9 protein-coding genes are annotated in these 12,854 nt (G+C 53.5%); 8 read left to right on the forward strand and 1 reads right to left on the reverse strand.

All coding sequences use genetic code 11. The features are described from left to right. Positions 1–144 precede the first annotated feature (144 nt). The 3 genes from DWX59_RS15975 to DWX59_RS15985 all read left to right on the forward strand — a co-directional run bounded on the left by DWX59_RS15975 (position 145) and on the right by DWX59_RS15985 (position 5,678). On the forward strand, positions 145–4,440 hold the full coding sequence (locus DWX59_RS15975; protein WP_117560208.1) for a DEAD/DEAH box helicase: 4,296 nt from the start codon (positions 145–147) through the stop codon (positions 4,438–4,440). Between the two features lie 135 nt (positions 4,441–4,575). Then, positions 4,576–5,067, forward strand: coding sequence for a GNAT family N-acetyltransferase (locus DWX59_RS15980; RefSeq protein WP_117560209.1), 492 nt, complete (start codon positions 4,576–4,578; stop codon positions 5,065–5,067). A 167-nt stretch (positions 5,068–5,234) separates the two neighbouring features. Beyond that, complete coding sequence (locus DWX59_RS15985; protein WP_117560210.1) at positions 5,235–5,678, forward strand: WapI family immunity protein; 444 nt, start codon at positions 5,235–5,237, stop codon at positions 5,676–5,678. A 128-nt stretch (positions 5,679–5,806) separates the two neighbouring features. Here the strand turns inward: DWX59_RS15985 and DWX59_RS15990 are convergent, their stop codons facing one another. After that, a complete protein-coding gene (locus DWX59_RS15990; protein WP_008721409.1) occupies positions 5,807–7,039 on the reverse strand; it encodes an argininosuccinate synthase in 1,233 nt (410 codons plus the stop codon). 273 nt (positions 7,040–7,312) lie between these two features. On the opposite strand from DWX59_RS15990, the gene argC reads away from it, so the two are divergent. From argC to DWX59_RS16015, 5 genes are all read left to right on the forward strand, one after another. Then, positions 7,313–8,353, forward strand: a complete 1,041-nt coding sequence (argC, locus tag DWX59_RS15995) for an N-acetyl-gamma-glutamyl-phosphate reductase (protein WP_117560211.1) — start codon at positions 7,313–7,315, stop codon at positions 8,351–8,353. 29 nt (positions 8,354–8,382) lie between these two features. Next, a complete protein-coding gene (locus DWX59_RS16000) occupies positions 8,383–8,847 on the forward strand; it encodes a GNAT family N-acetyltransferase (protein WP_117560212.1) in 465 nt (154 codons plus the stop codon). A gap of 107 nt (positions 8,848–8,954) precedes the next feature. Next, positions 8,955–10,196 (forward strand): bifunctional glutamate N-acetyltransferase/amino-acid acetyltransferase ArgJ, encoded by a 1,242-nt coding sequence (gene argJ, locus DWX59_RS16005; protein ID WP_330668631.1) that lies wholly within the window; start codon positions 8,955–8,957, stop codon positions 10,194–10,196. 44 nt (positions 10,197–10,240) lie between these two features. Then, entirely contained in the window at positions 10,241–11,131 is an 891-nt protein-coding gene (gene argB, locus DWX59_RS16010; protein WP_117560214.1) for an acetylglutamate kinase, read from the forward strand. Beyond that, on the forward strand, positions 11,124–12,368 hold the full coding sequence (locus DWX59_RS16015; protein ID WP_117560215.1) for an aspartate aminotransferase family protein: 1,245 nt from the start codon (positions 11,124–11,126) through the stop codon (positions 12,366–12,368). Before argB ends, DWX59_RS16015 begins: the two co-directional genes overlap by 8 nt. Positions 12,369–12,854 lie beyond the last annotated feature (486 nt).

Below are 12,854 nucleotides of genomic sequence, written 5' to 3' on the forward strand. Positions count from 1 at the left end.
GGGTCTTCCGGCTGACCGGGGATTTTTTGCGCGGATGATGCGGATTGAATAATTAATGTGGGAATGATATAATCTGGTAAGCACCAGCGTGTTTTAGGAATGAGAAGAGATAGGATTCACAGATGCAAGCTAAATGGAGGAAATATGCCCACAGATATATTAAACCTATTTTCACAACCCACCGCCAGGTGGTTTAAGGACAAGTTGGGCGTGCCCACAAAAGTCCAGGAGGACACATGGCCGGCCATTGCCTCCGGCCATCCGGTCCTGGTCAGCGCGCCTACCGGAACTGGTAAGACGCTGTCCGCATTCCTTGTTTTCATAGACCGTCTGTATGCCATGGCGCAGGAGGGTACGCTTAAGGAGGAACTGTATCTGATTTATGTGTCCCCGTTAAAGTCCCTGGCAGGGGATATACGGGAAAACCTGAACCGGCCTTTGGACGGGATACGGCATGAGATGGAGCGCCTTGAGGGCGCTGTCCACATGGCCGGATCCGCCAGGCCGCCCCAAACCGCCCGCGCGGCCGAATCCGCCAGGCCGCCCCAAACCGCCTGTCCGGCCGAATCCGTCTGCCTGGACATCCAGGTGGGAATCCGCACCGGGGACACACCTCAGAAGGACCGCCAGAGGATGGTGAAGCATCCGCCCCACATACTGATCATCACGCCGGAATCCCTGTACCTGATGCTCACTTCCATGACCGGGCAGAAGGTGTTAAGGACAGCAAGGGCGGTAATCATTGATGAACTTCACGCATTGATTGACACAAAGCGGGGAGCCCATCTCATGCTGTCCATTGCACGGCTGGACCGCCTCTGTGAGAGGCCGCTTCAGCGTATTGGCCTGTCTGCCACCATAGAACCCCTGGAACTGGCAGCCGCGTACCTGTCCCCGGAACCAGCGGTCATCTGCGCACCGTCCATGGAAAAACAGATCCGGATAGAGATTCTTGGAACCACACCGGCACAGGGCAGGCGCAAGGACCCTGTGTGGGAGGAACTGGGACAGGCCGTGTACCGGCAGTGCCTGTCCTGCCGCAGCGTCATTGCCTTTTCCGAGGGGCGGCGGTATGCGGAGAAACTGGCTTACTACGTAAATCTTCTGGGCGGGGACGGGTTTGCCCGGGTGCATCATGGAAGCCTGTCCAAGGAGCAGCGGGCAGAGGCGGAGCAGGACTTAAGGGATGGCAGGCTGCGCCTTCTGTGCGCAACCTCATCCATGGAGCTGGGAATCGATGTGGGGGAACTGGACCTGGTAATCCAGGTAGGATGCCCGCGCACGGTTTCCAGCACCATGCAGCGGCTGGGACGTGCTGGCCATGGACCGGGCCGGGTCAGTGTCATGTATATGTATCCCAGGACGGCTTCGGAGAGCGTTTACTGCGGAATGACGGCCCAGGTGGCGAGACAGGGCGGCGTGGAGCACACAAAGCCCCCAAGACTGTGCCTGGACGTGCTGGCCCAGCATCTGGTCTCCATGGCTAACGGGAAAGGCTACCGCGTGGAGGACGTCCTGTCTGTCCTGGAGCGCGCCTATCCCTTCCGGGGTGTGACCAGTGAGGACATAAAGTCAGTCCTGTCCATGCTGGCCGGGGATTATGAACACAGGCGGGATATCCCGGTCCGTCCCAGGGTGCTGTATGACCGGATCCATGGGAGGGTGGAAGGAGATGCCTACAGCCGCATGCTGGCCACGGCGGCCGGCGGGACCATACCGGACAAAGGCCTTTACACCGCTAAGACAGAGGACGGGGTAAAGCTTGGGGAACTGGATGAGGAATTTGTCTATGAATCCCAATTGGGAGATAAGTTCATGCTGGGGTCATTTGGCTGGAAGATAACCGGGATTGACAAGGACACGGTCTATGTATCCCAGGCAGCCCCAGAGGGGGCCAGGCTGCCCTTCTGGAAAGGGGAAATCAGGGGGCGTACCTTAAAGACCAGCCGGGAATTCGGGAAAATCCTGGCCGTCCTGGAAAATGCCCATGAGCAGGGGCGGCTCCGGGAAGAGCTGGCCGCGCTGGGGATGGATGGGCCGGCGGTTATCAATGCCTCCGGTTTTCTGGAACGCCAGATACAGTCAACAGGCGGGCTCCCGGACAATAGGACCATTGTAGTGGAACATTTTACCGACCATACCGGGTGCCGCCAGGTGATGGTCCACGCCTTGCTTGGCCGCAGGGTGAACGGCCCGTTGTCCCTTCTGCTTCAGCATATGGTCAGGAATGCCTGCGGCTTTGACATTGGATGTGTGGACGAGGAGGACGGCTTCCTGCTGTATCCATATGGCAGCCATGCCATGCCGGAGGGGCTGCTGTACCGGCTTGAACCTGACCAGGTAAGGGAAACCCTGGAGTCCATGCTTCCACTCACCCCGTTGTTCGGCATGGCCTTCCGCTATAACGCTGCCAGGGCGCTGATGATGGGAATGAAGCAGAATGGCCGGCAGCCGCTGTGGATGCAGCGCTTAAAGAGCACGGAAATGCTGGATTCGCTGATGGATGAAAAGGACCACCCCCTGATCCGGGAGACAAAACGCGAATGTCTGGAAGACCAGTGGGACATAGAAGGCGTGATTCAGGTCCTTCATGAGATACGGGCCGGCCTGATTCATGTCAGGGAGGTTTACACAGAGCTGCCTTCCCCCATGTCCCTGCCCCTGCAATGGCAGGTGGAGGCCGCCGAAATGTACGAATATGCCCCCGTCACACCCGGTATCCGTCAGGCTGTCTATGATGAGCTTAAATACCTGGAGGGAATCCGGCCCGCGCCTGCCGCCCTGGAGAAACAGCTGGAACGCACAAAACTTCCCCAGGATGAGGCGCAGCTGCATTCCCTGCTGATGACAGAAGGGGATTTGGAGGCAGGGGAACTTGAGGTGCCTGTGGAGTGGCTGGCAAGCCTGGCCGCGCAGGGGCGGGCCCTCTATATTGAACCGGGCCTGTGGATTGCCGCGGAGCAGGAAGAGGATTATGAACGTGCTTTTTCCATGGACGGGACGGAGGAAGCCGCGGCTATTGTGCGCCGCCTTCTGCGTTACCGGGGAGGGCACACGCCGGGGCAGATAGGAGAGCGGTATTTCCTGCCCGGGGAACGGGTGGGGGCAATCCTGGATGTATTGTGCAGCCGCAGCGAAATCGTGGAGGCGGACGGGATTTTCTATCACAAAAAGCTCTATGACAGGGCCAGACAGTCCACCCTTAAGAACCTGCGCCATGAGACAGCTACCCAGCCGGGCGCCCACTATGCCGCACTGCTGGCCCAGCGGGCAAAGCCATATACCCAGGCCGATGAACAGCTGAAAAAGACCCTTGATCTGTATTGCGGAAGGATGTTCCCTGTCCGGTTCTGGGAAAATGTCCTGCTGCCCCGCCGCGTCCGTAATTATTCGGAAGGAATGCTGGACCGTATCCTTGGGGAAGGGGATTATTACTGGAAAATGTCCCCGGATGGTTCCCTTTGTTTTTGCCGGTACGAGGACATTGACTGGGACGCGCCCCTGCCGGATACAAAAGAAATCCTTCAAGGGGAGGAACTGAGGATTTATGAGGAACTGAAGAAAAGAGGGGCCTGCTTTTTAAAGTTCCTGGCAGATATCCCGAAGGAAAAAAGCGCCCAGGAGCTGCTTCTTGGCCTGGCGGAAAAGGGGTTGGTCTGTGCGGACAGCTTTGTCCCGGTCAGACAGTGGCAGAACCGGGAGAAAGTAAAGAAGGCCACGGCCAGACAACGGGTGAGCGCCAGGGTAATGGCCCTTTCCGCCGGCCGATGGGACATCGTGCGGCCGCCAAAGCCAAAGAAAATGGAAGAATGGCTGGAGCTTATTTTCAGGGAACAGCCCGTTATGTGCAGGGAAACCTTCCGAGGGGCTGCCTCTGGTCTGGCAGGTTCGCCTTATCTGCCGGAATCCGGAAAGACGGGGGCAGCTGCCGGGACCGGCCGGCCAGCCCTGAATTACCAGGACGCCATGGAACTGTTGCGCATCTGGGAGTACACAGGCCAGGTGCGCCGCGGATACTTTGTGGAAGGGATGTCAGGCGCCCAGTTTATCAGAAAAGAGGAGTATGAAGGAGTGACGGCGGCATTGAAAGCCCCGGAGGATGGGATTATCTGGCTGAATGCCGCTGACCCGGCCCAGATATGGGGGAAATCACTGGCCCAGCCCGGGGACAGGGATTTCCTCAATGTACCCGGCACCGCGGCTGCCCTTCACTGCGGGCGGGCGGCAGCTGTCCTGGAGCGGCAGGGCAGGATCCTGCGGGTGTTTGAACCCCATGGCCTGGAACAGGCGCTTACCATATTTATCAATGATTTCAAGGGGAAACGTCTGTTTCCGGAACTGAAACGGCTGATTGTCCGGGAATATCCCGAGGGGACAGGTGAACTGCTGAAAAAAGCCGGGTTTTCCAGGGAAATGAATGATTACGTGCTGTACCGCTGACTATATCATGCCTATAGCTGCATGATTTTATATATCTTAATGTATCACGGCACGCATAACGATGTACGAAAACGCATTGCGCCATACGAAAGCAAATCATGACTTACCAAGACATACCACAGGAAGGAATATCACATGGACATACAGATAAGGGAATATACAAAGGAAGACACAAAAGAGGCAATCCGGATATGGAACCATATCGTGGAAGAGGGGAATGCATTTCCGCAGATGGATTGCCTGACAGAATCCACGGGAGAGGAATTCTTCCTGGGACAGTCCTATACCGGGATTGCGGTTGACGTGGACAGTGGGGAGATTGCCGGACTGTACATCCTGCATCCCAATCATGTGGGAAGGTGCGGACATATCTGCAATGCCAGTTACGCGGTCAGATGGGACTTACGGGGCTGTCAGATTGGCGAAAAGCTGGTACGCCACTGTATGGAACAGGGGAAGGCGCTGGGGTATGGTATCCTCCAGTTTAACGCGGTGGTCAAAAGCAATGAAGCCGCCCTTCATCTGTACCAAAAGCTGGGATTTACCCGGCTTGGCGTCATACCACGGGGATTCCTGATGAAGGACGGCAGCTTTGAGGACATCATTCCCCATTATATCGCGCTGTAGTACGGATGTTCTGTTACGGTTCCCTTAGGCCGACGCTGTCCTGTTTAGCCAGTTCTGACGGTGTCAGTATCTTCACAGGCAGTACTTCGTAGCCGTCGATTTTGGAACAGCATGGGGGCTGCGGTCTGGGCCATGGGGGCTGCAGAGATTGCATTGAAGGAGAAGCGATGATATTAAAAGGTGACAATCAGGAAATTGAACTTAAGGTAACCGGCTATGAGTATCCCCATCCTACCAAGAGCTATTGGGATAACAACTGGCTGATGCTTTACTGCGGGAAAAAATTTGGCGGATATACGGCCGCCAATCGTCTTGCCTGTTTCCTTACCGTGGAGCTTAAGCGCCTGCATTGCCTTCTGGAGGAGTTTTCATCCGGCAGGTCGGATGGGTTTGACTGGGGAGGGACGGAACCCAACCTGGCCATATCCATGCGAAGGAGGCAGGATGTATGTACCCTGGATATCCTCTGTTATCTTGAAGATGGTGAGGAGATGCCGGGAGAGATAGAGGCATTTCATAAAGAGGCATCAAACGGGGACATTCAGCTGCTGAAGGAATTCTGCATGGAAGCGCTGGAGCAGTATCCTGAACGTAATGTGGGAGTTAGATGAACCATGCTATCTGGCATGTGCAGAAAATTACGGAACAACATAGAGAATCATAAAAAGCACAGGAAAAAAATGCCCTGCACCAGGACGGTACGTACCGTAAACCTGGCTGCGGGGCATTTTCCTATGAATCAGTTATCCTTCTTGGCTGCCTTTGCCTCGGCCATCTTCATGGCGCGGACCTTTAATGGCAGTCCGAACAGTGTGATGAAGCCGTCGGCGTCATGGTGGTCATACAGGTCCCCGGTTGTGAAGGAAGCCAGTGATTCGCTGTATAAGGAGTATGGGGATGTGGTTCCGGCTTTGATGATGTTGCCCTTGTACAGTTTGAATTTCACTTCGCCTGTAACGTATTCCTGGGTGGACTCAACAAATGCCTGGACCGCCTCGCGCAAAGGGGTGAACCATTTTCCTTCATATACAATCTGGGCCAGCTTATTGCCCATGTCCTTCTTGGCCTCCATGGTGGCGCGGTCTAATACCAGTTCCTCCAGCTGCTGGTGTGCTTCCATGAGGATGGTTCCGCCTGGCGTCTCATACACGCCGTGGGATTTCATGCCCACCACACGGTTTTCCACGATGTCAACAATGCCGACGCCGTGCTTGCCGCCCAGTTCGTTTAACTTGCGGATGATGTCGGAAACCTTCATCTTCTCGCCGTTAACACTGGTGGGAACGCCTTTTTCAAAGGTCATGGTAACGTACTCGGCTTCATCAGGCGCTTTCTCAGGGCTTACGCTTAACATCAGCAGGTGGTCATAGTTAGGCTCCTTTGACGGATCCTCCAGCTCCAGGCCTTCATGGCTGATGTGCCAGAGGTTGCGGTCGCGGCTGTAGCTGTTGTCCGCTGAAAACGGAAGGTCGATGCCGTGCTGCTTGCAGTATTCAATCTCATCCTCACGTGACTGGATGGTCCATACATCAGTCATGCGCCATGGAGCGATGATCTTAAGGTCAGGCGCCAGGGCCTTGATGCCCAGCTCAAAACGGATCTGGTCATTGCCTTTGCCGGTTGCACCGTGGCAGATGGCGGTGGCGCCTTCCTTGCGGGCAATGTCAACCAGGCATTTTGCAATGGCGGGACGTGCCATGGACGTGCCTAAAAGATACTTGTACTCGTACACCGCATTGGCCTTTACGCAGGGCATGATGTAGTTGTCGCAGAAATCATCCACCAGGTCTTCTATGTATAATTTGGAGGCGCCGGATAATTTGGCCCTCTCGTCAAGTCCGTCTAACTCATTGCCCTGGCCGCAGTCAATGCAGCAGCAGATTACTTCATATCCAAAATTTTCTTTTAACCACGGGATGATTGTGGTTGTATCCAGTCCGCCGGAATAAGCTAAAATTACTTTCTCTTTCATATTTTATATCCTCCTGAAAATATCATATCTCATTGAACTTTCATAAATATACAACATTATGCAGAAAAATGCAAGTATAAAAATAAAATATTTAAAAAAACTTGCATATTATGCATTTATAATGTATAATTATGAAAATCGAGGGGCAGGTAAGGAAATACGGCGCATAAAAACCGTAAAACAAGCTTTTCTTTTAAAGGAAAAGTAACTATAATGAAAATGCGAAGGAAGATTATTACATTATAATTATAAATATGGATAAGGAGACTGAGTATGATTAAGGTTGGTATTATCGGTTCCACAGGATACGCGGGAGGGGAGCTGGCAAGGCTTCTGCTCCAAAGGGATGACATAGAGATTAAGTGGTATGGTTCCAGAAGCTACATCGGACAGAAATACGCGTCCCTTTACCCGAATATGTATAAAATCGTGGATGAGGAATGCATGGATGATAATATGAAGGAACTGGCCGGACAGGTGGATGTGGTGTTCACGGCAACACCCCAGGGCTTATGCGCATCCCTGGTGGATGAGGAAATCCTGTCCAAGGTTAAGATCATTGATTTAAGCGCTGATTTCAGGATTAAGGATGTATCCGTATATGAGGAATGGTACAAACTGACCCATGCCTCCCCGCAGTTCTTAGAGGAAGCGGTATACGGGCTTCCTGAGGTCAACCGTGAAAGGGTGAAGAAGGCCAGGCTCATTGCCAATCCGGGCTGTTTCCCCACCTGCTCCTTCTTATCCGTATATCCCCTGGTGAAGGAAGGTCTGGTAGACCCTGACACAATCATCATTGACGCCAAGTCCGGCACATCCGGCGCGGGCAGGGGCGCCAAGATGGACAGTCTGTACTGTGAAGTGAATGAGAATATCAAGGCATACGGCGTGGGAACCCACAGACATACGCCGGAGATTGAGGAGCAGCTGTCCTATGCGGCGGGCAGGCCGGTGACCATCAGCTTCACCCCCCATCTGGTGCCCATGAACCGGGGAATCCTGGTGACTGCCTATGGTTCCCTTACAAAGGAAGTTACCTATGAAGAGGTAAGGGCTGTTTACGATAAGTATTATAAGGATGAATTTTTTGTCCGTGTCCTGGAAAAGGACGTGGTGCCCCAGACCCGTTGGGTGGAGGGCAGCAATTTTGCGGATGTGAACTTTAAGATAGACCCAAGGACCAGGCGGATTGTGATGATGGGCGCCATTGACAATATGGTGAAGGGGGCGGCCGGCCAGGCCATCCAGAACATGAACCTGATGTTCGGCCTTCCGGAGAATACGGGACTGAAGCAGATTCCGGTATTTCCATAGGATTACCTTAAGAAAGGAATTATCAGAACATGTCAGGAACAATGGATATCCTCATCCGCGAGATGACCATGGAAGACTACGGCCAGGTATATGACCTGTGGACGGAGATTAAGGGATTTGGCATCAGAAGCTTGGATGATTCAAAGGAAGGGGTGGAGCGTTTCCTTAAAAGGAACCCTGCCACCAGCGTGGTGGCTGTCCAGAACGGCCATGTGGTGGGCAACATCCTGTGCGGCCACGATGGAAGGACCGGATGTTTTTACCATGTGTGCGTTGCTCCGGGTTACAGAAAGCATGGGATTGGTTACCGGATGGTGCGCGCTGCCATGGAGGCCCTTCAGAAGGAGGGCGTGAGTAAGATCAGCCTGATTGCATTTAAAAGCAATGATGTGGGCAATGCCTTCTGGAAGGGGATTGGATGGAGGGAGCGGGAAGATGTGAACAGCTATGAATTTATATTAAATGAAGAGAATATAACCAGGTTCGTGCGCTGACCGGCTGGGGGTGTTTGAAAATTCATTCCCGCCATCCATAACAACTATGAGGATTCAGGATGGATGTGGATTAAGGATAGCGCGGATAGGCAGACGGAGGAATGGAAATGAGCGGAACAGCGGCATTAAAGAAAATATCCGGTGGGGTGACGGCTGCAAAGGGATTTAAGGCAGCATCCACCGCAGCAGGCATCAAATATAAGGACCGGAAGGATATGGCCATGATTTACAGCGAGGCCCCCTGCAGGTCGGCTGGTACATTTACCACCAATGTGGTGAAGGCGGCTCCGGTCAAGTGGGATAAGAATCAGGTGACAGGCGGTGCAGCGGCCCATGCAGTGGTCATCAATGCGGGGATTGCCAATGCCTGCACCGGTGAGGAAGGCATGGAGTACTGCAGCCGGACAGCGGCAACGGCGGCCCAGGTCCTGGGGATACCGCAGGAGGGCGTTTTGGTGGCGTCCACGGGCGTGATTGGAAAACAGCTTCCCATGGACCGGATTGAGGCCGGGATTAAGGCCATGGCGCCTCTTCTTGAGGCTGGTCCCGAGAGCGGCACCGCTGCCTCCAAGGCCATCATGACCACAGACACGAAGAATAAGGAGGCGGCCGTGCAGCTTGAACTGGGCGGCGTCCTGGTGACCATCGGGGGCATGTGCAAAGGTTCAGGCATGATCCATCCCAACATGTGCACCATGCTCAGCTTTGTGACCACGGACGCGGCCATCAGCAAGGAACTGCTTCAGGAGGCATTGAGCCAGGATATCAAGGATACATACAACATGATTTCCGTGGACGGGGACACCTCCACCAACGACACCGTGCTCCTGCTGGCCAACGGCCTGGCGGGAAACGCTGAAATCACTGAAAAGAACAGCGATTACATGGCCTTTTGTCAGGCGCTTAACTATATCAATGAGACCCTGTCCAAGAAAATGGCCGGGGACGGCGAGGGCTGTACCGCCCTGTTTGAAGTGACGGTTGTGGGCGCTGCCACAAAAGACCAGGCCAAGGTCCTGGCCAAATCCGTCATTACCTCCAGCCTGACTAAGGCCGCCATATTCGGCCACGACGCCAACTGGGGAAGGATCCTCTGCGCCATGGGTTATTCAGGCGCTGACTTTGACCCGGAAAAGGTGGACCTTTTCTTTGAAAGCGCGGCCGGCCGCATGCAGATCATAAAGGACGGCGTGGCAGTGGATTACAGCGAGGAGGAAGCCACGAAGATCCTTTCTGAGCCAGAGGTCACGGCCATTGCGGACATCAAGATGGGGGATGCCCGGGCAACGGCCTGGGGCTGCGACCTCACCTATGATTATGTGAAGATTAATGCGGATTACAGGTCATAAGACCTGACAGATGCGTGTGAGGCAGCCATAAGGAGGAAAATGAGATGAATTTGGAACCAATGCAGAAAGCAGCCGTCCTGATAGAGGCGCTTCCCTATATCCAGCGGTTTAACAGGAAAATCGTGGTGGTCAAATACGGCGGAAGCGCCATGGTGGATGAGGAACTGAAGAAAAAGGTCATCCAGGACGTGGTGCTCCTTAAGCTGGTTGGGTTTAAGCCCATCATCGTCCATGGGGGCGGCAAGGAAATCAGCAGATGGGTAGGAAAGGTGGGCATGGAGCCGGAGTTTAAGAACGGACTGCGGGTTACGGATGAGCCAACCATGGAGATTGCCGAGATGGTGCTTAACAAGGTGAACAAGAGCCTGGTGCAGCTGGTCAATGAGCTGGGTATCAAGGCAGTGGGTATCAGCGGCAAGGACGGAATGATGTTAAAATGCCATAAGAAGCTTTCAGGAGGAGAGGACATTGGATTTGTGGGCGATGTGGATGAGGTTGACCCAAAAATCATCTATGACCTGCTGGAAAAGGATTTCCTTCCCATCATATGTCCCATTGGTTTTGACGAGGAATTCTACAGCTATAATATCAATGCAGATGACGCGGCCTGCGCCATCGCCACCGCGGTCCAGGCTGAGAAGCTTGCATTCCTCACGGACGTGGAGGGCGTGTTTAAGGACTTTAACGACAAGGAATCCCTGATATCCGAGATGACAGTGGAAGAGGCACAGGATTTTGTGGACAGCGGCATGCTGGGCGGCGGCATGCTCCCAAAGCTTCAGAACTGCATCAACGCCATGAAAAACGGCGTGTCACGGGTGCATATCATGGATGGACGCATCCCCCACTGCCTCCTTCTGGAGGTGTTCACGGACAGAGGTATCGGCACCGCAATATTTAATTCAGAAGAAGATGAGAGGTATTATCATGGCTGACAGTCAGTTGATGGAACGGGCGGAACACGTCCTATACAAGACATATAACCGTTTTCCGGTGGTATTCGATCACGGGAAAGGCGTTAGGCTCTATGACACGCAAGGCAGGGAATACCTGGACTTCGGGGCTGGGATTGCCGTCATGGGCCTTGGATATGGGGATGAGGCATACACAAAGGCAGTGGAAGGGCAGCTTCATAAGCTGACCCATGTATCCAACCTGTTTTACAACCAGCCTTCCATTGAGGCCGGGGAGAAGCTGTTAGAGGTTTCCGGGATGGATAAGGTGTTCTTTACAAACAGCGGGACCGAAGCCATTGAAGGCGCGTTAAAGATTGCAAAGCGTTATCATTATAACAGGCTGCACGCAATGATGGGAGATGGCTTTGAGGGCTGTGAGGATGTGGAAATGGACCTGACCGGTGAAATCATAGCCATGAACCACTCCTTCCACGGCCGCAGCCTGGGCGCCCTGTCCGTGACAGGCAATGCCCATTATCAGGAGCCGTTTAAGCCCCTGGTGCCCGGAATCCGCTTTGCGGATTTCAATGACCTGGAAAGCGTGAAGGCATTGATTCATGACAAAACCTGCGCTGTGATCATGGAGACAATCCAAGGGGAGGGCGGCATCTACCCTGCAGATGAAGAGTTCATCAAAGGCGTGCGCAGGCTCTGTGATGAGCATGACCTGCTTCTTATCCTGGATGAAATCCAGTGCGGCATGGGGCGTTCCGGGAACATGTTCGCATGGCAGCATTACGGCGTGAAGCCGGATGTGATGACCGTGGCAAAGGCCCTTGGAAACGGGCTCCCTGTGGGCGCATTTCTTGCCTGCGGCAAGGCGGCCTCTGCCATGGTTCCCGGGGACCATGGAACCACCTATGGCGGCAACCCGCTGGTGACAGCCGGTGCAAAGGCTGTTCTGGATATCTTTGAGGAGCGCCATATTGTGGACCATGTAAAGGAAATCGGTGCATATCTGTCTGAGAAACTGGACGGGATTGTGGAAAAGTATGATGTGGTGAAGGAACGCCGTGGGATGGGCCTGATTCAGGGCCTGGAATTTACTGGTCCGGTTGGTCCGGTGGTGTCAAACGCGCTGCTGGAGCAGGACCTGGTGCTTATCAGCGCAGGAGCCAATATCATACGGTTCGTGCCGCCGCTGGTGATTGGGAAGGCGGATGTGGATGAGATGGCAGAGCGGCTGGAGGCGGCCATAGAGGCGGTTTGTGGATGAGATTATGGTGAATATCGTGGCATGGATCGGTATGTATGGAAATGGATTATGGCATGGATAAGTACATATAAGGATGCATCATGGTATGGATAGGTATACATAAGGATGCATCATGATAAGGGTAGGGCGTATTTCCGGACAGGAGATACGCTCTGTTCTTTCTATACAGATAGGATACCATACAGAAAAGACACCATACAGATAGGGAATTCCTGGAAAAATATAAGTCCTCCGCCTGTCCGCAGCCAGGAGGATATGACCTGAGACCGATGCCAAAACCCTGCAAAAACGGCTATTGACAGCAATCTTAAGTAATTCTTTCGTTTTCATTTATAAAATGTTATGTAAATAGTGGGTGAAATATTTATCGTATCCATCTATAATTGCCTTATGAAATGAACAATCTGAAGGGTAATGTTTATTTTTTCTTGTAGTACAAGACAATATATGATATAACTGTATTAATCTGACTAATACAGTATAGAC

The sequence above is a fragment of the Enterocloster aldenensis genome (genome assembly GCF_003434055.1).
In the GTDB taxonomy this organism is placed as follows: Bacteria; Bacillota; Clostridia; order Lachnospirales; family Lachnospiraceae; genus Enterocloster; species Enterocloster aldenensis.